Source organism: Paenibacillus xylanexedens, assembly GCF_007676705.1.
Classification (GTDB): domain Bacteria; phylum Bacillota; class Bacilli; order Paenibacillales; family Paenibacillaceae; genus Paenibacillus; species Paenibacillus xylanexedens_C.
Window position 1 is genome coordinate 1,516,771 of the sequence record NZ_VEBF01000002.1, and the last position, 25,331, is coordinate 1,542,101.

Here is a 25,331-nt window from a genome sequence, read left to right on the forward strand (position 1 = left end):
ACAACAACAAAAAGCTGTCACCAGGATCATGTATTTGATCCTGATGGCAGCCTTTTTTATTCTTCCAGCACACGGCAATCTGCCAGAACATCGGGGTAATTTCGCATGCTGTCCGCTTCAGTAATTTTGCGAATAACTCTGCACGGTACGCCTGCTGCAAAAGAATGCGGTGGAATATCACGAGTCACCACACTACCTGCTCCGATGACACATCCATCTCCAATCGTTACGCCCCCGCACACTGTAACGTTTGCCGAGATCCATACATCGTTTCCAATCGTGACCGGTTTGGCATAACACAGCGACTTCACATCACCGTTCTGGTCCACCATCTGTCTCCGCTCGCTGGCAATGAGGGGGTGGACGGGAGTAACAATGGTGACATTGGGTCCAAAACTGGTATGGTCCCCGATCGTCACTTGAGCGTCATCTTGTATCGTCAGATTGTAATTACCAAAGAAATGATGACCTATCCGGGTGTGCACACCATAATGAAAGAAGATGGGTCCTTGCATAAATCCGCCTTCTCCAATCTCCCCCAGTAGCTGTTGCAATATCTGATTCCTTTCCTCAGTCTGTTCTTCAAAGGTCTGACTGTAACGCTGACTGAGATTATGGGCCCGCCTTTTGATGATCTTTAATTCCGGATCACTTGGACTGAACAACATGCCCTTCATGATTCTCTCTTCTTCACGCATCATGAATCCTCCTCTGCGCTTGTTCCTGCAATTTGTAGAATTAAATCACCAACATGACCTGTGGGTCATAAGGCGTTTGAAAGAATGCCTGACTTCAACGCTTGAAGAACCATTTCTCGTAACCCAGCATCGAAATCATGTTGAAACGAGTCCTGATGTACGATCTCGGGCAACGACGGCATGGGATGATCCTTCCCGTACTGTTTCCATGCCAAGTCCAGCTCTTCTCTCTCCACCCGTTCCTGATAAATGACAATCTGGTGCGGGGCAACGACGGCATTAATCGTTTGCAGGATATGACATACCTGCACTACAAAATCATCTTTGCTCATGTCACGGTGCCAATCAGGTGAATTAGGAAGATATTTGATCTCACCAAACATCCCGTTTTTCCCACGGATCATCTGTCCATTCAACATCATGCCCATACCCGGCGGATATCGGTTCGGAAAATAAATTCCGGCTACATTCTGTTCCTTCATATCAGCATGCTGAGTACAGTATCCGCTAATCGCTGCATTAACATCATTTTCCACGAGAACGTTCAGTTGGAACTCGCTCTCGATCTCCCGTATCAGATGTGAATGGATAAGCTCTTCATGACTGCTCACTGTGATGTCTCCATCCACGGCTTGCCCCGGAATACCGATGCCGATCATATCAATCGACGGATACTCCGCAATGAAACGCGCGATAAGTTGCAGCACATGCTGTTTATCGAAAGCAGGCAAGATACTCTCTTCCTTCAACACAACCTTATTCTCCAGATTCATGACCGTTGCCGAAATTAACTCCTGACCTTTCATCTCTTTGATGTAAAGAACAAGAGCAAGCTTGAAGTTATAATTATATCGATATGCCTGAGCAGGACGACCACCGTTAGACGGAACCACTTTATCCTGGAACAACTCTCCGCCATCACATAATTCCTGAATCAGCGCATTAATGGTAACTACACTAAGATTGGTTAGTAAAGCTAATTGTGGTTTGGTCGCCGTCTCAATCTGCTGCATGACTTTACGCACATTATTCAAATTGATGTATTTCATCATTGTAGCGTTGGCTTTTTTCATAACCCTCTCGTTTCTACTCTGGTTCAATTGAACCAAAGCAATGGTATGCATGTAATTTTACTCCATATCATAACATAATACCTTACTCTGAGTTCCATCGTGATGGCAAAGGATCGAAATCGGCAGAGCTACTTTGTTCACTCAAACAAATCATCCATCGACTTCACAGGCTGCACTTCTATCGGTTGCTTGGACAAGGCCATACTTGCATAGGTACCTGCCCAAATGATAATTGCCATAATAACGTAGACCATCCATACTCACCTCCCTGCTTTCTGCCGATCTTAGTTTTCGGTTGGTCGCTTCTGCAAGCCGGTGAGGAAGCGATGCGGTTGCAGAAGCAGCGACTATCTGATAGCTCAGGAGATTGAGTACATTTCTTTAGCCATACTTAATAAATAAACTTTATAAAGTGTATATCGTAAGTATGCGAGGATGATGTATTTTTGTCAATATGATTTGTCCGAGTCCTTTTCAGTCCAAAAAATAAGCGGAAAGTATGACCACAACACCTATCATCTGGGATACCAATGTAAATAGCTGCCACCACAACCATTCAAGAATCTGACGGCAGCCTTTTGTTCAACATGCGAGCAGTTTATTTCGAGTATTTACGCTGTACCCTGGGCCATAAAGTCACAACCTGAATACCCACTCCCCATGCAAAATAGACCAAGTGAATGATGGAGACATCCTGAATCCAGTACACCTGCACCATAATCCAGATGATGAGAGCAAAACCCGTGTACAAAGAAAATGTCCAAGCCCAGTAGCGGTCAGGATAGAGATTAAGTGTCTCACCCAGCTCCCAATGAACGTATCGCATGAGCGATATACCAATCACTAGAGGCATCACGCCAAGAACCAGCAATAGGATGATTCCCGGAAACAAAAAACTGGTAAAAGGTGATTGCTCCAATATAGAATCGGGCAGATTCACCATACTTCCCGTTGGGTCCATGATTAAAATACTTCCTCCAACGAGCGCCCCCATTCCCAGAAATCCATGCATCACTATAAGTAACCACGACCTGCCTATACTCCGTTTCATCATGAATTGCTCCTTCCGTTCTCTCGTTCTTTATACATTCATGGAGGATTATTCTCAAACCCTCTCGTATCATTCTCACACACAGTACGTTATGTTCCTGTGCTTCTTTTCACTACATAGACTTCGAAAATTATTCAACATGGTAAAACTTGATAAAAGAACGTACGTTCGGTATAATGAGATTATCCTGAACAAGCGAGAGGCAGATATGGACGACAAATTTATTAAGGAATTACGCGAGATTAGTCGGGATGACAGACGAAGATCGGAATTTATGATTCAAGGATTGAAGGAAACACTGCAAGAACGTAAAGGAGAGGGCTTGCTGAAGCGCTGGATACGACGTAAGAAAACGGAGAAGAAAATCTCTCAAAGATTTAATCAAGATCCCTACTCGGATCAAAAGTAACAACATAAAAAGGAGGCGGAATACGCCTCCCTTGCTATTTACATACGTGAATTATTTAGACTTCGTTAGTTGTGACTTAACCCCTAAGTTTGCCAAAATTCTCATTATTCTTCCAATAGGTCAAATCCTAGCTGGACTTGGTTCCTCATATGCTTACTTACCTATTGCCAGTTAGCTAAATGAAAAAAGAGCAGCCTGCCAACCTGCAGTCTGCCCCATGCTTTATGAACTAACGTTTTCCCGTTAGCACATTAAGAAATAACGCGAAGTTGACGAAAACTGTGCGTTAAAACAACCCAACTATATGAGTGAGTGAATTAATTAACTTAACTTCTTTTATCGCCTTTATTTGTTAATATAGTCCAAGGGACTTTCTTAAAAAGGGAGTGAAAATATGACAAATACTTCGGGCTCAATATCAAAAAAGAAGGCGATAATTCTGGTGACAGGGATGTCGGGTACAGGTAAATCAACGGTTCTGGGCGAACTTGCTCATAGGGGGCATAGAGTTATCGACACCGATTATGATGGTTGGAGCAAGAATGTGGATGGTTCTGGGTGGTTATGGCACGAGAATCGAATCGATGAGCTGCTCACTGAACATAGCGAAGGTATTTTATTCATTTCGGGTTGTGTATCAAATCAGGGGAAGTTTTACCCGATGTTCGATGCAGTAGTGTTGTTAAGTGCCCCCCTCGAAGTAATCCTTGAACGTATAGCTTCCCGTAAGACGAACGATTATGGAAAAACTGTCGAACAACGTGAAGAAATTATACAATACGTCGCTAGTGTTGAGACTCTCTTACGTGCTGGAGCTACTGTTGAGATCGACACCAGGAAGCCGCTTGATGAAGTTGTAACCGAGCTTGAGCTCATTGCCAACTCCACTAGCTGATCACTTCTTCGCACTGTACAAAACCGCCCAGTTACACCAATCTAAGTACCTTGTTAAACTAAGCATCCAATCACAATGATCGGCTGCTTTCTTTGTTTTATTGAGCTAACGTTTCCCGTTAGTTTAATGAATTAACGGGGAGGGATACCACCGATTAATTTATTCCTAATCGGTAATAGAAACATGTTCTTGTCCTTGGCTGGGGATAAGAACTTGTACCGATAACATAAAAAAGCCGCTAAAATAGCGACTTCAATGGGGATATATTCTTGTATCTCGACATTTTGACTTTTTTCCATATCTAATCTATTTAATCGTTTGTTAAGTTTGAAGAAGGGATCTGTTGGTTATATAACCAATTTATTGAGTTTGTTTAACGATGGAATGTCACACTGTTCTCGATTGAGTCACGACCCATCCGAAAACTATTTACTGGTGCTTCTTTGTCTGGGTAACCAAATGATATTCCAAATAATAATTTTAGTTCGCCCGATACTCCAAGAACTTCGCGGACAGTATCAGCGAAAAAGCCTAATGCTGTCTGGGGAATACCGCTTATCCCACGTGCCTCGAGCGCTAGTAGAAATGACTGACCATACATGCCAATATCAGATGCGACACGCACATTATCTCCAAATGAAGGCATAAATAATAAAGCAACATGGGGTGCATTGAAAAAATTATAATTTTGCGCTGCTGCCTGCTTGCGACCTTTGTAATCTTCTCGTGCTATTCCTTGTGATTCATAATAAGCTTTTCCATGCGCATTTTTGCGTTCGCCATATCGGCCGTAAAAGGCGTTCATATCAAATGTAAAATCTGGTGTATCATTCCCTTCCTCATTCGCACGTAACAAAGCTTTACTCAATTCATCCTTCTTATCACCTGAAACAATATGAACATTCCAAGGCTGCGTATTGCAATTAGACGGTGTATATTGAGCATCTTCGAGAACCTCACGAATCACTTCTTCCTTAACGGGTGTAGAGAGAAATTGACGCACTGATTGTCGAGAGCGTACAACTTCTTGAAAAGATTTAGCAGTCATTAGTATAACCTCCTCTTGTGTTTCGATGTTTCTTCACATAATGCTTTTGATAAATTCATGCTTATTTGGATATGATTGAATTGTATTGATTATTTTTGTTACATTCATCTTCTAAAATAAAATCATTGCTCATCTTTTGGAAGAGGGCAATTTAAATTGCCTTAGTACACTTTTTTGTACTTATGGATAAATAGAGGTCCCTACCATTTTGTGTGGACGTTCTTCATAGGCACCGATAAGGGATTCGCTGACAAAACATTAATGTTGCGAATGCACCTCTTTGCGGTTGACTGCGCCGCGGCGAATGAAGAACGCTGTGACCAAGCCAATTAGGGCCAGGATAATCATGTACACGAATACGTTGTATGCACCTGCCGACATCGCGTTTGCCATCTCGACCTGTTTGGCAAGAGCAGAGAAACCGTGCAGGTATTTATCCATACCGCCCATAAGGATACTGACAGCTACAGCAATTCCGATTGCCCCCGTAACCTGCGGCAATGTGTTTATGACTGCCGTACCGTGCGGGTACAAGTCTGGCGGCAATTGATTTAGCGCGTGCGTTTGAGCAGGCATTAAGATCAAGGCCGTCCCAATAGAGAGCCCTATATGCACAGCCACCATAAAGGCGATTGAAGAAGCAGGAGATAGCGTAGTGAAGAACCATAACATGACTGAAACGATCACGAATCCGGGGATAACGAGCCATTTTGGCCCATGTTTATCGAACAAGTGCCCTATGCGCGGGGAGAGGAGACCGAAAAGCGCACTACCCGGCAAAAGCATGAGCCCCGCAGTGAACGGAGACAATCCGGCACCCGTCTGCAGAAACATCGGCAGGATAATCAGGGTCGTCATAAAAATCATCGGGCATAACGCTACCAGAATCAGCCCAACAACGTACATCGGATACTTGAACACGCTCAGGTTCATCATCGGACTACTCATAACGTTCTGACGCAGCACGAACAGCACCAGTGCGATGAGGCCGACAATGATTGAAGTGATCACAACCGGATTCCCCCAGCCTTCAGATCCTTCGCCTACCTGACTAAAGCCAAAAACAACTCCGCCGAATCCAATCGTTGACAACAACACAGACAGTAAATCAATCCGCTGCTTTTTGACATCGGTAACGTTCTCCAAATACTTCAACCCCATCAACAATCCTACGACTAAAAATGGAAGAGAGAACCAGAAAATGTACTGCCATGTTAAATATCCGACTACCAGCCCCCCAAAGGTCGGTCCGAGCGCTGGGGCAAACATGGTAACAAGCCCGACTAACCCCATCGCCGCGCCCCGTTTATTCTGCGGATAGATGACGAGAACTGTATTGAACAACAGGGGGATCAAGGTGCTCATGCCTACTGCCTGTAAAATTCGACTGAACATCAACATTTCAAAATTCAACGCCAACGCCGCGATCAATGTACCCACGATTAAACTGATGAGCGAAACTGTGAAGAGCTTTCTTGTAGAAAACATCTGCAACAACATTGCGCTTATTGGCGTTAAAATGCCTATGGTCAACATGTAGCCCGTCGTTAACCACTGTACCGTCGCAGCCGAGATTTGGAATACTTCCATCAAATTAGTCATTGCAATATTGATGGCAGTTTCGCTTAGATAGCCGAAAAAACCACATATAAGCAAAGCTGCCATAATCGCACTCGTATTGTATTTTTTCATCTCCAAAGATTTCAACCTTTATTCCTCCATCATCTATAAAGTATAATTACCATATTGTTTTGCTCCGTAATCTTATTAAAGTATCTTACTTTAAACAAGTACGATCTTTTTTAGAACATACTATAAAAAACAATACTAATGAGTTATTACACGCTTCTAAGAGCCTGTATATTTATTTTGGAGGGGAAAATATGTATCACAACAACAAGTATTCGTCTGATTGCGGACTAAATAAAGTACAAAAAATAGTTGCAGGAAAGTGGAAATTATCGATCTTATGGTATATTGCCGAGGAAACTAGAAGGTTTGGGGAGATAAATCGTGTTTTTCCGGATATTACGCAATCGATGCTAACGAAGCAGCTCAGAGAGTTAGAAAGTGACGGACTCCTACATCGTGAAATTTATAAAGAGGTTCCACCAAGAGTCGAATATTGTTTAACCCCTCTTGGTAAGGGATTTTTACCAATCCTTCAAACTATGTGCAAGTGGGGAGATTACAATTTAGAATAAGAATCGATAACTTTTTATAAAAAAAAGATTAAAGATTTTTTAACAAATAACCTAATCTCACTACCTGACCGTTAGCTTAACTGAAAGACAGCCGACTATTTAGCCGGCTGTCTACTTGAGTCTCATTCTAAGTTCTATGGGGACTCAATACAAACTTATGCTTCCAGTTGAGTTGAAGCAAGGGTACACACACCTTACAATATACGCCACACTTTTGAGTAAATGAATGATCCCTCTATGAGTTAAGTCATAACTGTTAGTGTTTGATTTATCTATTTCAGCTTTTGATCAATAGCTTTTGATCTATCTCGTTTTACGGCAAAATGGCAAAAGACCGGACTGGAAAACCAGAAGCTTTCTCCGCTTTGGGTACAATATTGAAAATAACAGCACCCTTGGCTGGCACCTGATCCAGGTTTGTTAACAGCTCAACTTGATATGTATCCTGGGCAAGTACATAATATTCTGCCAGAAGTGCTCCATTCTTCTGATAATCCACCGCTGAATCCGTGTCAAAGGTTTCATGCCCAATGGCTTGTACCTTTCTTTCCTCAAATAAAAACATAAGTGCACTAACCGACCATCCGGGTGCATGACTGTTGCCCTCATCATCCTTGTTATCAAATGCTTCATGGTTCGGCCAACGTTTGCTCCAATCCGTACGCAAAGCCACGAAGCTACCAGCTTCAATCATGCCATGTTCTCTTTCGAATTCATGAATGTGCTCCACACCCAGTGTGAAATCCGGGTTATTCGCCACTTCAGCGGACTGGTCAATGACTACAAGCGGCAATACGAGCTCTTTCAAGCCCAACTCATCAAGGTACCGGGTATCACGTACAAAGTGGATCGGTGCATCGAGATGTGTGCCGTATTGACCGGGGAACTTAAAGCTCTGGGCAAAGAAACCTTGATCATGATCAAACAATGTATCGAATTTTGCTGCATCAAAAGCTGAAAAATGTGGAGAATCCGGTCCAAAAGTATGGGTCAGATCCACCCACTTCTTTTCTTTTAACAATTGAATGGCTTCAATAAGTTCGTTGGACATCCTTTTATCACCTCATGCACATAATGGAATAAATTTCTCCTATTATATCTTATTGCACCAGAATTGGGGAGCAGGTATTCTTGCTTCTTCCAACCCAGACTCAAATTTCGGAATGAATGTTATAGTAATCTCTGAGGTGAAACTAATGTCTAGACTGGATAACATGATGGCAATCCTATGGATGCTGAATTCAGGCAGAAAAATTACGGCAAAACAAATATCTGAAAAATTAGAAATGAACATACGAACAGTTTACCGTTATATTGATTCACTTTGTGCTAGTGGTGTACCGATTATATCCGACACGGGTCATCATGGAGGGTATACTCTGTTGAATCATTTTATTAAGAGTCCTCTTCTTTTTGATGTAGAGGAGAAAACAACATTACTTCATGCCGCTGTTTTCGCAAAAGAAGCTGGATATTTTTTAGGGGAGGCGTTAGATAGCGCAACTTCAAAGCTTATGATGCACTCAAATCAAGAACAGGAAAGCATGATTAAGCAACATTTCGAAGGGATTGAAGTCATAGGCCCCCTTGAAAAACCAACTATAGTGCCCATATTGAGAAAGTTGGAGCAAAGCGTGTTAAACAAATTGTCTGTAGAAGTGGATTACCACACAAGTCATGAAGAGCAACCCAAACGTAGAATTGTTGACCCCTACGGAATGATCTACTGGAATACTAATTGGTATGTTATAGCCTTTTGTCATTTGCGGAATGAAATTCGCAGTTTTAGGGTGGAGCGAATCATCCGTATTCACCAGACAGAAATAACGTTCAACCCTCCACTGCATTTTTCGGCAAGTGAATTTTTTACTCGTAACCTGCTTCCAGAAGCAGACAATTCGGAATCATTTATTTCTATGGTTCTGGCAGGTAAAACAAGTACGCTCGATAGCCTATGCCAGCATTGGTTTTTGGGAAATCATCTCCAAGAACGGACTTCTAAGGAAGCTATTTTTTTAATAGATCAAGAACATATGCATAAATACGTCCCAAGCTTGCTTTTGCCCTATGGCAGATCTGTTCAAGTCCTAGAACCCCTCAGTTTGAAGCACAAACTGGTTGAAGTTCTATACGACCTCATTGACTATTATCAAGTTTAAAACTTTACTGACCGTAGTTGTCAGTGAAGTTTTTTTATAATACGAGAGTAATCCATTCAATCATGAATAACAGAAGGAGAGTGTATGATGCAAACGAAGAACGTATATCTATATGTATTCGATACGATGGCAGACTGGGAGGTAGGATATCTAACTGCTGAACTGAACTCAGGAAGATATTTCAGGAGAGAGATCGAGCCTTTACAGGTCGTAACGGTAGGCGTAGATAAACATCCGGTAACTACCATGGGAGGATTGAACATCCTTCCTCATATTTCTATTGATGAGTGTGAATTGAACAGTAATGCTGTCATCATTCTTCCAGGAGGAAACACCTGGATGGACACCATCCATGAACCTCTATTGAAAAAAGTTTCTGCATCTATAGAAAAAGGAACTATTATTGCGGCGATTTGCGGTGCAACAATTGGACTTGCAAAAATAGGGATGCTGGATTCCAGACAGCATACAAGCAATGATTTAGAATATCTGAAGATGATATGCCCAGATTATACTGGAGAAAAATATTATGTACCGGAGCCTGCAGTAACCGACGGAAATGTAGTTACTGCATCAGGAATAGCTCCGTTAGAATTTGCGATGCACGTGTTGAAGTTGTTGGATGTCTTTGCACCAGAAACCTTACAGGCCTGGTTCAATCTGTATCGGACTCATGAGTCAAAATACTTCTACGAGTTAATGAACTCTATTCAACCCGAATAACCAGTTTGCCACGGGCATGATGGGTTTCACTTTTCTCGTGTGCTTCACGCACTCCCTGTTCACTTAGCGGATATATTCCATCAATAACCGATTTGAGCTTGCCTTCCGCGGCCAGTTCAGCCAATTGATCCAGTTGATCCCCTTTGGGCTCCATCATGAATACGTTGGCCGTTACTCCGGCCTCCTTGGCAAGCTTCTCATCCGGTTGCTCCACCAGGGATACCAGATGGCCACCAGACTTCAATACCTTGAAGCTGTCGCGCTGAATATCCCCGCCCATCGTGTCCAGTACAACATCATAACCGGAGAGAATCTCCGAGAAATCTTCTTTTTTATAATTGATAAAATGATCCACCCCCAAAGAGCGAAGCAATGCTTCGTTGGATTCACTCGCTGTGGAAGCCACTTCAGCGCCGAGGGACTTGGCAATCTGAATCGCATATGTTCCCACACCACCGGCACCCGCATGAATGAGTACCTTCTGCCCTTTGGCTAATCGTCCATGAACTACAAGCGCTTGCCAGGCTGTCATCGCAGCCAGGGGAATAGCCGCTGCTTCCTCGAAGCTCAGGTTCTCCGGTATACGTGCAATAATGTCCCCATCGACAGCAACATATTCAGCATAGGTTCCGAATTGGCGCGGGCGTGCAAATACCCGATCTCCTTCTCTGAATCGCGTAACATTCGAGCCTGCTTCAGTTACAGTACCAGCCACATCACCGCCCAGAATCAAAGGAAAGTTCTCTGCCGCCTCTTTCATATGTCCTTGTCTGATTTTGAAGTCCACCGGATTCACCGACGTGGCATGCGTTCGGATTAGCACCTGATTCACTCCACATGCTGGCTTGGCTACTTCCTTTTCCTTCAATTGTTCCGCTCCACCAAATTTCTCAATCACAATTGCTTTCATTAGAGATCCCAGCCTTTCCACTAAATTATCGTTATGCTCTCCTCTATCATTACCCTTTCCCGGAGGACACTTGACCTATTCATTCAACAAAACCGTGCTATAATGTCGATTATGTTAAACCTTAACCCAATAACCGAACAAGCGAGGTAACGATATGGAAGTTGAAGTCAGTACATTACATGCATTTTCGGACAAGGCTCTAGGCGGAAACCCCGCAGGGGTTGTATTACAAGCAGCACATTTGTCTGAATTCCAGATGCAAGAGGTTGCCAGACAAGTCGGTTTTTCAGAGACAGCGTTTGTAATGTCGTCCGATCAAGCTGACTTTAAAGTGCGTTACTTCACCCCAAGTGATGAAGTCGATCTATGTGGACATGCCACGATTGCTTTATTTTATCTAATGAAGACACAGCACATCATTGAGGTTGGTACATATACACTGGAGACACTGGCCGGAATTCTTGAGGTCGTTATCGAGGTAAATGGTGAAGTCTATCTGTCACAGACATTACCGAAGTTCGGGGAGATCGTGGACCGGCAGCAGATTGCCGATTCGTTGCGCATTCCTTTGCATGATATACACGCTGAATTGCCTGTACAGATCGTCTCTACCGGGCTACATGATATCTTGATAGCCGTTAAAGATATTGATGTGCTGACCACAATTGATCCTGACTTCCAGCGTATCACTGAAATATGTAAAGCACATCATGCCATAGGTTATCACGTGTTCACACTCGCATCCGATGCAGAGGACGTTCTGGCAGAATGTCGAAATTTCGCTCCACTTTACGATATTGACGAAGAGAGCGCAACGGGTACATCTAATGGCGCACTGCTCTGTTATTTGTATCAATACAACCAGCTCACAGATCCTCATCATCACACGTACACGATCAGACAAGGGTATACCATGAACCGTCCCTCCGAGATCCGAGCCCGATTAACTCTGGGCAGCTCCAATGAAATCACACAGATTCAGGTTGGCGGTAGCGCAGTTCATATCGAAAATATTCAAATACACCTCCCTTAGTGGGAGGTGTTTTACGTACTTAGGATATAAAAACCATCTTATGCGAAACAGTGTAGTTGCCTTTGATTATCATTGAATCTGTTGCAAAAATCGTAGCACTGCCGCCTCCAATTGCTTCAGCCCTGGCTGCTCTATCGGGAAATGGCCTGCACCCTCCAAAATGATGCATTCCTTATCTACCACCAGTCGATCAAAAAAAGATTGGCTGAACCTGATCGGTGTCATGGGGTCCAATTCAGGATGAACCAATAAGACTGGACACTGGCTGAATTGTTCCGGGTTTACCTCCGGCTCCTTATTAAGGAATGTTCTTAATAGTTCCAACGGAATACGTGTGGCTGCCGCTTGTGGATCGTTCATAATGAGCCGAGTTAAGTCCCGGTTATTGGTAATCAGTTGCATCCGGGATACCTGCTTGACCGAAAGCCGCATATGATCCAGCAGACTCGGGAACAGATCCATCATGCGTTTTCCCACCCGGCTCACCAGACGATTGGGGGCAAGCTGATCACGCATATCGGGGTTACTCGTGTCTACAAATGTAGTTGCGATCAGACCCTTAACATGCTCACTGCGGGCGCTGGTATGATAGGCAAGCATGCCTCCAATACTGCTTCCCAATACAACGATCGGCTTGCCGTCTTTCATATTTTCCCGTTCGATAAGTGAAACAAGCAGATCAATCCATAGTTCATAGTTGATCCGTGTGCCAGACAGCGCATAACTTAGCCCATATGGGGGAAGATCTGGCGATACCACCTCGTATCCATGTCGCTGCAACATTCGGGCATAAGGAGCGAGCAACCTGCCATTGCCTCCCGCACCATGAATAAACAAAATTTTGATTGAAGATTGAGGCGCGGGTAATCGATCGATATGAAGATGAACGCCATTCGATACCCACCATTCTTCTTCAGGAGCTGTATCATCGTCCAGCCTCACTTCTTCCGGGAAGTAGTTCTGATACTGTTTCCAATAGGGATGTGTTGTCTGATAGGAAGGCAAACTTTTCTTCATGCAGTACATTCTCCTCTTTTCCTATACCAAAAAAAGCCGTACCGTGTACGACTTTTCGTTAAAAACGTCTATGACCATACTTCTTTTTATAACAACTTCATAATTCTGTCAATCCGGAAACTGTACATTGCCCGGTACGATATATGCCCCGCCTGACCCATCATTAGGGAGAGCTGGAATCGTATCATTCAATACCTGACCGCGAATATCGGTAATGCGAACGTTCAGTTTTTCTTTGCCCAATCCGGTTCCGAGGAAATGATTATAATCTTGTTTTTCGAGATTGAGCCACGTGCCATCCTTTTGTTTCACTTCGAACTTCAGCACCGGATACTTATGGTTGCGAACCTGAATGGCTGCCCACCACTGACTGCTGCCTTCCTTGATCCGATAGGAGACATTGCCTTGTATTGGTGCTTTGACCACTTTCCAGCTGATATTGATTTTGCCTGCCTTCGGGTCACCGATCAGGTTAAAGGCATTCGGTGAAAGATCCAGTGCCCCACTAGCACCCTCTGGATACAGATCTGTTACATAGACCGTTGTTTTGCCCTTAGGTCCCTGTACTTCGAGATAGGCTCCCGCCAAGGCTGCTTTAACCCCGTTATAATTGAGCTGGAACGGATTGAGTGCAGTAATCTTCATGTCTGCCGGGATGGGATCAAGCAACACCGCACCTCCCGAGTAACCTGAACCTGTATACGTCGCATACCCCTGATATGTATCGTTCCATGCAGCTGATGCAGGCAGAGCAAATAATACGAGACTGAGCAACATCCCTGTACCTGCCCATTTTAACCGTTGAAATCTACTTTTCTTATTCATGAACTATTCCTCCTCGGACGTTCTCATATAAATGGTAGTTCAACTACTAGATTCAAATATAACATTATTTTACATAATAACTGTTTATTTTCAACCCATCTCTACCAAATCACATCCAAAGTCCTGACTTCGGACTCGAACATTCATGACCACGCACAAGATATGGATACATACCATAATTTGGTGGAATACATACAATAACAAGGCGGTATTGGATCGGTACCAATAATAAAAAACGCCACACCCTGGAGTGATTTCTCTCTCCAAATGGTGTGACGCTTATTAAACACTACAGTCAGAATTCCCAGTCTGTCCCGAGTCAGCCAGCGTTCGGCTCAGCCCGTTTCCCTTCGTTTCATCCGCTTCCTTAGACGCTCATATTGTGCATAGATCCGCGGAGATTCTTTGGTCAGAATAGGCCCCAGCACAGCCAAGATTAACACATATAATACGGCAAACGATTGGATGGAGGCCATCAGTCCCCCTGCCTTGCCGATGTTAGCCATAATAATAGAGAATTCGCCCCGGGATACCAGGGTAAAACCTACATTCAGTGAAGCCTTTGGGCTCATTCCAGCCAACCTGCCAGCAATCATACCTGCACCATAGTTACTGGCAATCGTCAGAATCACTGCAATAATCGTCATGCCGACAGCTCCGCCGAGTGACGACGGCTCAATGGTCAGTCCAAAGCTAAAGAAGAATATAGCACCAAAAAAGTCTTTGAAAGGCATGATCTGATGCTCAATTCGGCTGACATGCCTTGATTCACCGAGCACAAGCCCCATCATTAGGGCTCCGATTGCTTCCGCTACATGAAGTGTCTCCGAGAAGCCCGCTACCAGGAAGAGCAATGTCATGACAGTTAACAGAAATAGCTCTGACGACTTGATGTTCAGTGCCTTATCAATATATTTGATGCTTTTCCTGCCGATAATCAGGAACAGCACAATGAACAGCAGAGCAGACAGCGATACCAGTAGGACGCTTAAGAATGAAGTTGCCCCGCTAAGCACAAGTCCAGTCAGGATGGAGATATGAATCGCGATGAACAAGTCATCAAACATGATCATACCCATAATAATTTCTGTCTCCGGGTTCGCCGTGCGCTTCAGGTCAACGAGCACTTTAGCGACGATTGCTGTAGAAGAACTGGTCATGATCCCGCAGACAACGAGTGTCTCCTGAAGTGGCAGATTCATGAACCAGCCCAGTAACAGACCAGAGACAAAATTTAGGCCTACATAGAACATGCCCCCGGTCAGAATGGCTTTACCAGACTTCAGTAACCGGGAGACCGAGAACTCCAGACCCAAGTAAAATAGCAAAAACAAAATGCCAAGCCTGCCCATAAATTCAATAAAGGTCGAACTTTCGATAAAACGTAAATCCACAATACCGATCTGTGGTGCATGTGGTCCTACAGCCATACCAATCAGGATATAGAAAGGAATGACCGAAAAACGTAATCGTGAAGATATCAGCCCCGTAAGTGTAATCAGCGCAACGGCAATTCCCACTTCGAATATGAGCATATCCATAGGCTAAGTCCGTCCATCAGTTAACAATTGTTTGAGCTGTTTGATCTGATCCCGTTCACCTGCGACCACGATTGTAGCTCCAGCTGTAAAAACATAGTCTGGACCTGGATTGAATTGCTTCTCCTTGTCCTTGGTCACAACAGCCAAAATAACGGCACCTGTTGCCTGCCGGATATCCATTTCACCAATGGTCATACCTACGCTTGCCGCGTGAGGTTCAATTCGAAGCCATTCGATTAACAGCCCTTCGAGCATGACTTCGCGCTCATTCTGGAACTTCGGTTTATAGGTCATGCCACCGACAATAGCGGCTACTGCCCGCGCTTCATCATCGTCCAGGGTAACCAGAGATACCATATCCCCGAGCTCTTCAGGCGTATCCCCTGATTCCATGTGAAACAGGTCGCGTCGCTCGTCGTTATGAATTACAATGACCAGATGCTCGCCACTACGGGTATGCAGCCAGTATTTACGTCCAATTCCCGGTAAATCGGTCTCCTTAAAGTGCATGATCTGCACCCCCCAGAGTCAATTCGTTCATAGCTTCGCTCTGCAGCTCAATTCCCGTGATGCGTATCCGCATGGAGCCTGATGGCGTCTGAACGGAACGCACTTCCCCTTTACTGCCTAGCAACAATTGACTTCCTACTGGGGAGAGAAAGGAAATACGCCCCTTATCAGGATCCGTATCATCTGGCATAACAATCACGAATGAATCCGATGTGTGAAAATCGATGTATTCAAATTCTATGAGACTACCAATCAGTACAACCGAGTCCAGATCTTCATCCGGGCCTAGGAGCAATTTCTCCACATACTGCGTATATGCCAACAGCTGTTTTTCTAACTGTATTCGCTGCGGATCGCGCACGTCAAAATAAGCGTCGAGAAATGTCCTTTTCTCTTCACCCAATGTAAATAGCTGGCTTACCAGCTTCTCTCTGCAATTTTGGCGGGAAGTCCTATGGTTCATAATAAATTTCACCCCCTATACAAGCCTTGTTCTCCACGTTGATTCGCATGTTTCTATTGATCATCTTGTTTTCCTCCTTGTTATTTCGTATAGACCTCAGAACATGAGACCTTCATACCATCTTACCAAAAGAAAAATATTAATCCAGTGTATTCGGCTAACTTGCTGTTAATGTCAATTAACTCGGTTGTATTATCCATTTAATAATCTAATTCTTTACATTAGATGGTAGATCCATAGAACATTTTAATTACGGTATAAAAAACATTTTATGGATTTCTATCTCGTATTTTTATTTGCTTTCCTGTATATTTAACTACAAACTTTTATGCAATTTATACAAATAAGCATCTACAGACTTTAACACAATAAAGGAGTGCATTGAAAAAGTGTCCACGATAACAAAACAAACTACAGAGTTAGCTCAAGTTACTGCCGCAGAATATGTTCATTCCGTCTATGAGTCGGTTGTCGCCCGAAATCCGCATGAAGACGAGTTCCATCAGGCTGTAAAAGAAATCCTGGATTCCCTTATTCCTGTCATTGAAGCACATCCCAAATACAAGAACCACAGCCTGCTGGAACAGCTTGTTGAACCTGAACGTGTAATTACGTTCCGTGTTCCATGGGTAGATGATCAGGGCAAAGTTCAGGTTAACCGTGGATTCCGGGTACAGTTCAACAGTGCCATTGGCCCTTACAAAGGCGGATTGCGTTTCCATCCATCCGTATACTCGGGCATCATCAAGTTCCTTGGCTTCGAACAGATCTTCAAAAATGCGTTGACCGGCCTGCCTATTGGCGGTGGTAAAGGTGGTTCCGACTTTGATCCCAAAGGAAAATCAGATCTGGAAGTGATGCGTTTCACACAAAGCTTCATGACAGAGCTGTACAAATATATCGGTTCCGATACCGATGTACCTGCTGGCGACATTGGTGTAGGCGCGCGGGAAATTGGTTACATGTTTGGTCAATACAAACGTATTCATGGCGGGCATGAGGCAGGCGTATTAACTGGAAAAGGTCTTCTATACGGGGGAAGCTTGGCACGCAAAGAGGCAACTGGCTTCGGCTGTGTGTACTTTGTGCATGAGATGCTGCAATCCAAAGGACTCAGCTTCAAGGACAGTACGGTCGTTGTCTCTGGCTCTGGTAATGTATCCATCTATGCCATTCAGAAGGCACAGGAGCTTGGAGCTACAGTCGTGGCGTGTAGTGACTCAGGTGGCTACATACACGATCCACAAGGCATCAACCTGGATACCGTGAAACGTCTGAAAGAGGTTGACCGTCTTCGCATCAGCGAATATGTCAAAGAACACCCGCATGCTACATATACCGAAGGCTGTGAAGGAATCTGGTCTATTCCTTGTGATATTGCTCTTCCGTGTGCGACGCAAAACGAGATCGATGAAGAAGCTGCAGCCCTTCTGGTCAAAGGTGGCGTGAAGGCCATTGGCGAAGGTGCGAATATGCCTTCCACTCTGGCTGCCATTGACGTCTTCCATGGTGCTGGCGTGCTGTTTGGTCCAGCCAAAGCAGCGAATGCTGGCGGTGTAGCTGTGTCTGCTCTTGAAATGTCACAGAACAGCATGCGGTTGTCCTGGTCATTTGAAGAAGTAGACGCGAAGCTGCATGACATCATGAAGAACATCTACACCAGCTGTGTAGAAGCTGCTGAAGCGTACGGATGTGAAGGCAACCTCGTAGCTGGAGCAAATATCGCCGGTTTCCTCAAGGTCGCCGATTCCATGATTGCTCAAGGTGTGGTTTAATTCATCTCTCATTAATCTATACGGAATGAATAAGGGCAGTTCCCCGTTAATTCGGAGAACTGCTCTTATTGGTATTGTTACGTAGTTATATTGAAATGCTATTGCTCTGACATATCATACGTTTTTATTTTACAGTGATCAAAGCTTCACCATGTTCGATGTTACCTTGTTGTTTAGCCTGAATGTCTGTGTAAATAGCTGTATTCGATACGATCACAGAGGTCATTATATCCAGCCCTGCGGCTGTAATGCCCTCCAGATCGAACTCTACCAGCTTGTCTCCTTTGCGAACAGTATCGCCATCAGAGACATATGAAGTGAAATGCTTGCCTTTGAGAGTCACGGTATTGATACCCACATGAATCAAAATCTCCACGCCATCCTCAGACAACAGTCCAATGGCATGTTTCGTCTTGAAAATCGTAACCACTACACCATCGAACGGGGCATATGCCACACCCTTTGTCGGAATGATCGCCGCTCCTTGACCCATGGCTCCACTAGAGAACGCCTCATCCCCGACCTCTGTCAACGGAATCAGTTGGCCCGTCAGCGGGCTGGACACGATCTTCTCTCCATACACTTCCGTAGTTGCCTGAACTGGAGTCGTAGCAGAAACATCACCAGCAGATTCTTTGTCATCCGATGATATACGGTTTGGTTGCACCTGTTCTGCTTTTTCCTGCTTCATTGAAGCAGAAGATGTGGCTGCATTTTTGTAACCGAACATGTACGTCAGAATAAAGCCCAATACAAAGGCGATAAGGACAGAAAGGATGAAACCAATGAATCCGGTATCCATTCCATTAGGATTGATGAACAAAGGAATACCGAACACCCCTGCACCAAAGCCATACGCAGTAGAACCCATGAAACCAGCGACAGCTCCTGCGATACCACCTGCAATGGAAGCCATAATAAACGCTTTTTTCGCCGGTAATGTTACACCGTAAATGGCGGGTTCCGTTACACCCATGAGGCCTGAAATTGTCGCAGACATCGCAATCGGCTTCAACTTCTTATCCCGGGTTTTGATCGCAATTGCAAATGCTGCCCCGGTTTGGGCAAACGTAGTAGCATACAACATACCATTGATTGGATCGAATCCGTTTGTTACCAAATTATTGAGCAGGATGGGAATAAATGCCCAGTGTAACCCAAAAATAATAATGGTTTGCCAGAGTCCAGCCAGAAGCAATCCGGCAACAATAGGGCTTAGCCCGTAAGTCCACATTGCTCCTTTTGCCAAATAGTCACTGATTAGCGTTGCTACCGGCCCCACTGCCATAAAAACAACCGGGGTAATTACTGTCAGTGTAATCAGCGGTACGGCAAACATTCTAATGGAAGAAGGAGATATTTTCGTAAGCAATCTCTCGAAATTTGCTGCCAGATAAGAAGCAATAATAATTGGAATAACCGATTGTGTATAGTTGATTAAAATGACCGGAATGCCCAAAAAGGACATACCTGTCCCTGCCGTAGCGGCAGCGGTCATCGTTGGATATACGAGTGCAGCACCAATGGTTGCAGAGATAAATGGATTACCTCCAAACTTTTTCCCTGCAGAGAACCCAAGCAGAATCGGGAAGAAGTAGAACAGTGCATCTGCGGTTGCGAACAATATCTTGTATGTGCTCATGTCTTCCGTAAGCCATTTCAACGTACTGAACAGGGCTAGCAACCCTTTGAGAATACCCGCTGCCGCGAGCACACCGATTACCGGCATAAATACGCCAGATATCACGTCAACAAAGCGATTGAACAGACCATGCTTATCTCCTTGCCCCTTTTGTTCTGAAGTGGCTGACATCGGTTCTTTTCCCATTGTTCCTATCAGGGACTCATAGACTTTGGGAACTTCATTGCCGATGACCACCTGGAACTGGCCACCACTCTCCACAACAGTGAGTACTCCGTCGATCTTCTTGATCTCTTCCTTGTCGGGTGCCTTCATATCTTTCAAGTTGAATCGGAGACGAGTCACACAATGAATGACATTATTGATATTTTCATTGCCACCGACGGCGCTGAGAATTTCCTTTGCTGTTTGATCGTGATTCATGTCATATACTCCTTTACATGGATGCCGTAATATCTTGCAATAATTCTTAATCAGACAAATGAGTATTCAAATACCGTTGTTAAATGATTTATATTTGAATATCGTTCTTGATTGGTGTAGCCCATGCTGCTACAATCGCCGCACTGATGCCCCCTGTCAATTTGCCCACAATCATGGCAGTTACCATAGATTTGTCCATCCCTGCTACGAAACCCAGATGACCCCCAAGCACAAAGGAGCCGCTGACTGCAAAAGCGATACTAATAACTTTTCCCCTTGGATTCATATTTTTGACCATTCGAAAGGTCGGAATATTGTGAGCCAGTGAAGCAACGAGTCCGGCGGTTGTTGGCGCATCCAAATTAAGCAAACGGCCCGCTCGCTCAAGCGGGGTTTGGCAGACTTTATTGATTACCGCTACCATGGGAAAAGCACCCGCCAGCACAATCGCAATTGTACCTACCGTTGTAATGCCTTCCGAAAGCGGTGCCATATTGGGAATTAGTACCCAACCTGTAAGGGTTTTTACAGCTATAGCCACCAGTCCAATCAGGGACAACAAGGTGATACCGCTTCCAAATATTTTAAACAACCTCACGGTCTGATTCGTAAAATAGCGCAAGCCGATCATAATAATTACAGATAACAGAATCGGTATCATCAGATTTCGGTATATCACTGTAAAATTGATGCCCGCTACTAGACCGCCGACTAAACAACCAACGGGAATGGTACTGATGCCGATCAGTACCCCTTTGGCAAAGTACGGATGATCCTTCCGATCCAGAATGCCCAGTGCAACAGGGATGGTAAACACGATAGTTGGCCCAAACATGGTCCCCAGGAACGCCCAGGAGAACAGGCCAGCCTGTTCACTCTGGGCCATCTGTCCAGCCAGAGCGTACCCTCCCATATCTACCGCGAGGATGGTATTGGCGAACGATGCCGGATCGGCACCGATCGCTTCATATAATGGAGATATCAGCGGAATAAGCATATTCGCTAGGAATGGTGCAAGGGATACAATTCCCACCATCACCAGGGCGAGTGTGCCCATCGCCATAATGCCCTCCGTGAATGCTGCTCCAAGGCCCAACTTGTTCCCGAAAGCCTTGTCCACAGCGCCAAGCACCAGAAAAAATGCAATAAGAATCATGACAACATCATTAATGGGCATGATTACTCCTGTACATACCGCTTCACGTGGTGATGGGTTGCGCTGTCATACGTATCGAATACCAAGCGAAGCGTTTTAACATTATCCGAACCGCTGGTCTGGAATTCCGCACCTGTATTCAAACATTCAATAAAGTGGGATTGCAGTTTACGATGACTGTCCTCGTAGTTTAACTCTGTACGTTCAGCATATACCGTCTCCACACCAGCATTATCAATGATGGACAACCTTCCGTCTTTATATAGCTTAATGGAAGCCTTATCCCCTTCAATGATGAGTTGCTCCTTATGATCCGGAAGCACCTGATTCGGTAAAGGTTCACTCAGTTCACGGCGAGTCGCCCAGCTCATATCCATGAGACCGACATAATCCCTGTATCCCAGCATGACCATACCGCTGTCTTCCCCCAACGTATAGTTACTAATCTTTCTGGTCTCGGCATATAGACGTTCAGGCTCACCAAACAAGAACCGCCAGGTGTCAAACCAATGCACACCCATCTCATAGAACAGCAACTGTGGCATGTCTCTGAAAAAAGGCTGTGGCAACTTCTCTTCCGGTGCAAATCTCGGAGAATAATAATCCGTATGAATATACCGAATCGTATTCAATTGTCCCACAGTATTTTCCTCAAGCAGTTGCTTGATCAACTGAAAAGGTTCTAACCAGCGCCAATTCTCCGTCACCATCAGACGTACGCCAGCTTTCTCTGTAATTCGTACCATCTCCTCGGCTTCCTCAATGGAACGGGCAAACGGCTTCTGACACATAATATGTTTCCCTGCTGCTGCAGCCATTTTCACCAGCTCCAGATGAGTTTCCGGTGGCGTGATGATATCGATTACATCTAGATTCGCATTATCTAGCATCACTGTCACATCCGAATAACGAAATGTTGCCGGGATGTTAAATTGTTCTGCTTTTTCATTCAATGTATCTTCGTGCCTGTCGCAAATTCCTGTTATCTCGGCATCAGCAACGAATTGCCAAGCCTTAATGTGTTTTTCTGACCAGTACCCCGTTCCGACAATACCAATTTTCCACATACCTTCACCCCATCTGTAATGTAAATCTCTATTTGTGCCAGCTTTGGCGTCTCTTCTCTCGAGACTCTATTTACGCGTACCGATCACCACCACATCATGTTCAAAAGCATGCATGGGGATTAGACCGTAATCGTTCTCGCGATAAGCTGCTGTCTTGGCAAATCGGCGTTGCACGAGGTCAATGGTCGTGAATTCGTATTCTTCAACAGGGAAGTCCACACGCACCTTGGTGTTTACCGGAACATACAGCAAAATCGTATCTTCCGTGCCTGCCGCACGGATCTCCTTCGTCTTGTTCAATACAATATCCATCGGCTTCACGCCGACCAGCTTGTACTGCTCGAAGAGATACTTGATAAAGGAGTAGTCCCACGCACCTTCGAATCGGAGAGCCGATCTCCAATCATAAGGACTGTCAAAACCTTCCCCCTCCACAATGCCAAAAGACTTGCCTTTCTTATGCCAGCTCCAGATGCCATGGGCTCCATAAGTGACTCCGGCCCCGCCTCCGGCAAGCAAACTCTGCCATGCAGCCTTACGGGCATCGAATGCGGAATATCGTCCATAGACGTTGCGGCTATAACTAATCTGTTCATAACAAGGTTCACCGTTGATCACTGGACGTACAGGTGACTGATAATAGAAATGTTCTGCAATCTCATGCGCGTAGGCTTGGAATTCCGAGTTATGTCCAGACTGATACATGTAAAAGTCTAGCCCTTCATGGTTCGCAAACACTTCAGGAATCTCTCGTAGCCTGCCTTGAATGTGTAACGTTGTCAGACTGGATGGGCTGATGCGTTTTACAGTCTCCAGTGCTGTCTGGTAGTAAGCATTCGCTTCTTCGGAAGGGAAATCCGTATCCCCACTGACCAGATACATTGGATTAAACTCCCCGAAGCGGTTTACAGCATACGTCACATAAGGCTCAACCGCTTCCAATGGCATCTTCCCATCCTTCTGAAACATCGTGGCCCAGGTATCGGATACATAGTTGCACCACAGAAGCACAAGCGCTGGTGTGAATCCACGTTCTGTTGCCATGCGAACCATTTCTTGTGCACGGTCGAAATAAGCTTCATTAAATGAAAAATAGTCCATCGAACCGTCTTCTTGCTGGTTGAAAGGTTCGATATTCAGATCAGAACCGCTGGCATCCCATTGGCGCAAAATATTGATCTGCACAACGTTGAATCCCTGCATGCTGCGATAATCGAGATATTCTTCCCATTCCTCCAATGTAGCATTGGTAAATGCACTCCATACCGTATCCGCCAAATAAAAGAACGGTTTGCCTTCCTTCTCAAACGTCCTGCAGTTGGCTGTAACTTGAACAGACATGATTTCACCTATCCTTCCAACTAAACTAATTATAATATTTTAGTTAATTTAATATAAAACTACATTAAAAATGAATATAAATGCGTTTTCAATTTGAATACTAGCATCTAATTTATAAACAGTCAATCATGATTTTAGTTTTCATGTTTATATTTTAGTTTAGTTTAGTTCACCTATTAACTAAACTTATCACTTAATTCATGGTATACTAATCCTATGTAATCCATTTAGGAGGTTCCATATTGAAGATTGATGATATTGCAAGGCTTGCTGGAGTTTCCAAAGCAGCAGTCTCTCTGGCATTTAACAACAAACCCGGTGTCAGCGAACAGACACGTGAACATATACTAAACATCGCTCAAGTACATGGCTACAAACCGAGAACCGTAAAAATAGGAAAAGAAGTACCGAAAACAAATGCTATTATTCGTTTTGTTGCCTGCAAAAATTCCGATATCGTCACAGAGCATTACGATTCTCTCCCGTTCTTCAATGAATTGATCCACCATATCACGGAAGAGGTCAAGCAACACGGCAGTACACTCGTCATATCGTCCATTGACGTGCAGGATTTGCAACAAGAACTGCAAACGTTGGAGAAGGAACAACCTTCCACAGGCCTGTTGTTGCTCGGGATCAATCTAACTGCGTCCATGATTGAAACCATTCAATCCATTCATGACAATGTCGTCATCCTGGACACATCCTTTGAACATGTGGATGCAAATTTCGTGTCCATTAATAATACATTGGGCGGATATCAGGCAGGTCAACATCTGGTCAAGCTGGGGCACAGCCGCATCGGATATGTGAAATCCGGTACACGAATTCCGAACTTTATCAAACGGGAAGATGGCTTTCGTGTCGCGCTGGCCGAACACCATCTGACCGTTTCTGAGGCACTAACCTTCCATCTGCAGCCCATGCTTGTGATGGCTCAGGAACATTTACAGCAATCAATCCGGCATCTAGAGGAACGACCTACTGCTATTTTCTGCGAGAACGATTATATGGCGATCAGTACGATCAAATCATTGCAAAATATCGGCATCCGGGTGCCCGAAGATATTTCGGTAATGGGTTTTGACAACATTTTCGAAGCCAATGTAATCAGCCCTGAATTAACCACCGTACATGTCAAAAAAGATATGATGGCCAAAACGGCCGTCAATCTGATCATGACTAACCTGGGGAACAATGAGAAAAACGGTACTCACATCTATGTGAATACAGAAATTGTGGAACGCAGATCCTGTATACCTGTCGCCACGCCCGCTGTTGAATAATTGTTAACAATACAATTGATCGCATTCCGGTGGGATGGTAAAGTGATACTGACGTGATTTCATCTATGTGTATTATTATAAG

The 25,331-nt window shown here is 44.5% G+C and carries 24 protein-coding genes; 8 read left to right on the forward strand and 16 right to left on the reverse strand.

Translation table 11 applies throughout. The annotated features are described in order from the left end of the window. Positions 1-56 precede the first annotated feature (56 nt). The 3 genes from FS628_RS16760 to FS628_RS16770 all read right to left on the reverse strand — a co-directional run bounded on the left by FS628_RS16760 (position 57) and on the right by FS628_RS16770 (position 2,822). Positions 57-698 carry a sugar O-acetyltransferase gene (locus tag FS628_RS16760; RefSeq protein WP_145323630.1) on the reverse strand — a complete coding sequence of 214 codons (642 nt, stop codon included), beginning with the start codon at positions 696-698 and terminating at the stop codon, positions 57-59. 65 nt (positions 699-763) lie between these two features. Beyond that, entirely contained in the window at positions 764-1,771 is a 1,008-nt protein-coding gene (locus FS628_RS16765) for an ROK family protein (RefSeq protein ID WP_186327870.1), read from the reverse strand. Between the two features lie 598 nt (positions 1,772-2,369). Beyond that, positions 2,370-2,822 (reverse strand): hypothetical protein, encoded by a 453-nt coding sequence (locus FS628_RS16770; RefSeq protein ID WP_222125243.1) that lies wholly within the window; start codon positions 2,820-2,822, stop codon positions 2,370-2,372. Positions 2,823-2,961: 139 nt separating this feature from the next. Here FS628_RS16770 and FS628_RS16775 point away from each other — a divergent pair, with 139 nt between their 5' ends. Next, entirely contained in the window at positions 2,962-3,231 is a 270-nt protein-coding gene (locus FS628_RS16775) for a hypothetical protein (RefSeq protein ID WP_260871066.1), read from the forward strand. A 394-nt stretch (positions 3,232-3,625) separates the two neighbouring features. Further along, positions 3,626-4,126 (forward strand): AAA family ATPase, encoded by a 501-nt coding sequence (locus FS628_RS16780; protein WP_145323639.1) that lies wholly within the window; start codon positions 3,626-3,628, stop codon positions 4,124-4,126. Positions 4,127-4,499: 373 nt separating this feature from the next. On the opposite strand, the gene FS628_RS16785 is transcribed toward FS628_RS16780, so the two are convergent. Further along, a complete protein-coding gene (locus tag FS628_RS16785) occupies positions 4,500-5,174 on the reverse strand; it encodes a nitroreductase (RefSeq protein ID WP_145323641.1) in 675 nt (224 codons plus the stop codon). Positions 5,175-5,432: 258 nt separating this feature from the next. Then, positions 5,433-6,866, reverse strand: a complete 1,434-nt coding sequence (locus FS628_RS16790; protein WP_186327871.1) for a DHA2 family efflux MFS transporter permease subunit — start codon at positions 6,864-6,866, stop codon at positions 5,433-5,435. A 191-nt stretch (positions 6,867-7,057) separates the two neighbouring features. Between FS628_RS16790 and FS628_RS16795 the strand changes: the two genes are divergently transcribed. Continuing rightward, positions 7,058-7,378 (forward strand): winged helix-turn-helix transcriptional regulator, encoded by a 321-nt coding sequence (locus tag FS628_RS16795; protein WP_091028020.1) that lies wholly within the window; start codon positions 7,058-7,060, stop codon positions 7,376-7,378. 313 nt (positions 7,379-7,691) lie between these two features. On the opposite strand, the gene FS628_RS16800 is transcribed toward FS628_RS16795, so the two are convergent. Beyond that, positions 7,692-8,429 carry a cyclase family protein gene (locus FS628_RS16800; protein ID WP_145323645.1) on the reverse strand — a complete coding sequence of 246 codons (738 nt, stop codon included), beginning with the start codon at positions 8,427-8,429 and terminating at the stop codon, positions 7,692-7,694. A gap of 145 nt (positions 8,430-8,574) precedes the next feature. Between FS628_RS16800 and FS628_RS16805 the strand changes: the two genes are divergently transcribed. Together FS628_RS16805 and FS628_RS16810 are read left to right on the forward strand one after the other, a co-directional pair. After that, positions 8,575-9,537 carry a helix-turn-helix transcriptional regulator gene (locus FS628_RS16805; protein WP_145323648.1) on the forward strand — a complete coding sequence of 321 codons (963 nt, stop codon included), beginning with the start codon at positions 8,575-8,577 and terminating at the stop codon, positions 9,535-9,537. 87 nt (positions 9,538-9,624) lie between these two features. Beyond that, a complete protein-coding gene (locus tag FS628_RS16810) occupies positions 9,625-10,260 on the forward strand; it encodes a type 1 glutamine amidotransferase family protein (protein WP_145323650.1) in 636 nt (211 codons plus the stop codon). Here the strand turns inward: FS628_RS16810 and FS628_RS16815 are convergent. Further along, positions 10,244-11,170 (reverse strand): NADP-dependent oxidoreductase, encoded by a 927-nt coding sequence (locus FS628_RS16815; RefSeq protein ID WP_186327834.1) that lies wholly within the window; start codon positions 11,168-11,170, stop codon positions 10,244-10,246. The genes FS628_RS16810 and FS628_RS16815 overlap by 17 nt on opposite strands. Before the next feature lie 154 nt (positions 11,171-11,324). On the opposite strand from FS628_RS16815, the gene FS628_RS16820 reads away from it, so the two are divergent. Beyond that, entirely contained in the window at positions 11,325-12,203 is an 879-nt protein-coding gene (locus tag FS628_RS16820; RefSeq protein ID WP_145323654.1) for a PhzF family phenazine biosynthesis protein, read from the forward strand. A 69-nt stretch (positions 12,204-12,272) separates the two neighbouring features. Here the strand turns inward: FS628_RS16820 and FS628_RS16825 are convergent, their stop codons facing one another. The 5 genes from FS628_RS16825 to FS628_RS16845 form a co-directional block, all read right to left on the reverse strand. Further along, positions 12,273-13,220 carry an alpha/beta hydrolase gene (locus FS628_RS16825; RefSeq protein WP_145323656.1) on the reverse strand — a complete coding sequence of 316 codons (948 nt, stop codon included), beginning with the start codon at positions 13,218-13,220 and terminating at the stop codon, positions 12,273-12,275. 108 nt (positions 13,221-13,328) lie between these two features. Then, the gene (locus FS628_RS16830) at positions 13,329-14,045 is read right to left on the reverse strand and encodes an expansin EXLX1 family cellulose-binding protein (RefSeq protein WP_017687038.1); all 717 of its coding nucleotides are present in this window, start codon (positions 14,043-14,045) and stop codon (positions 13,329-13,331) included. Between the two features lie 335 nt (positions 14,046-14,380). Beyond that, entirely contained in the window at positions 14,381-15,586 is a 1,206-nt protein-coding gene (locus FS628_RS16835; RefSeq protein WP_145323658.1) for a cation:proton antiporter, read from the reverse strand. A gap of 3 nt (positions 15,587-15,589) precedes the next feature. Next, complete coding sequence (locus FS628_RS16840; protein ID WP_222125244.1) at positions 15,590-16,096, reverse strand: cation:proton antiporter regulatory subunit; 507 nt, start codon at positions 16,094-16,096, stop codon at positions 15,590-15,592. Continuing rightward, a complete protein-coding gene (locus FS628_RS16845; RefSeq protein ID WP_145323660.1) occupies positions 16,086-16,559 on the reverse strand; it encodes a GreA/GreB family elongation factor in 474 nt (157 codons plus the stop codon). Before FS628_RS16845 ends, FS628_RS16840 begins: the two co-directional genes overlap by 11 nt. Before the next feature lie 389 nt (positions 16,560-16,948). Here FS628_RS16845 and gdhA point away from each other — a divergent pair, with 389 nt between their 5' ends. Further along, the gene (gene gdhA / locus FS628_RS16850; protein ID WP_440131287.1) at positions 16,949-18,334 is read left to right on the forward strand and encodes an NADP-specific glutamate dehydrogenase; all 1,386 of its coding nucleotides are present in this window, start codon (positions 16,949-16,951) and stop codon (positions 18,332-18,334) included. A gap of 124 nt (positions 18,335-18,458) precedes the next feature. On the opposite strand, the gene FS628_RS16855 is transcribed toward gdhA, so the two are convergent. The 4 genes from FS628_RS16855 to FS628_RS16870 all read right to left on the reverse strand — a co-directional run bounded on the left by FS628_RS16855 (position 18,459) and on the right by FS628_RS16870 (position 23,963). Further along, positions 18,459-20,399, reverse strand: coding sequence for a beta-glucoside-specific PTS transporter subunit IIABC (locus tag FS628_RS16855; RefSeq protein ID WP_145323662.1), 1,941 nt, complete (start codon positions 20,397-20,399; stop codon positions 18,459-18,461). 88 nt (positions 20,400-20,487) lie between these two features. Continuing rightward, complete coding sequence (gene eutH / locus FS628_RS16860; RefSeq protein WP_145323664.1) at positions 20,488-21,576, reverse strand: ethanolamine utilization protein EutH; 1,089 nt, start codon at positions 21,574-21,576, stop codon at positions 20,488-20,490. A 2-nt stretch (positions 21,577-21,578) separates the two neighbouring features. Continuing rightward, a complete protein-coding gene (locus FS628_RS16865) occupies positions 21,579-22,622 on the reverse strand; it encodes a Gfo/Idh/MocA family protein (RefSeq protein ID WP_145323666.1) in 1,044 nt (347 codons plus the stop codon). Positions 22,623-22,688: 66 nt separating this feature from the next. After that, a complete protein-coding gene (locus FS628_RS16870; protein ID WP_145323668.1) occupies positions 22,689-23,963 on the reverse strand; it encodes an apiosidase-like domain-containing protein in 1,275 nt (424 codons plus the stop codon). A gap of 242 nt (positions 23,964-24,205) precedes the next feature. On the opposite strand from FS628_RS16870, the gene FS628_RS16875 reads away from it, so the two are divergent. Continuing rightward, on the forward strand, positions 24,206-25,249 hold the full coding sequence (locus tag FS628_RS16875; RefSeq protein ID WP_145323670.1) for a LacI family DNA-binding transcriptional regulator: 1,044 nt from the start codon (positions 24,206-24,208) through the stop codon (positions 25,247-25,249). The last annotated feature ends 82 nt before the right edge of the window (positions 25,250-25,331 follow it).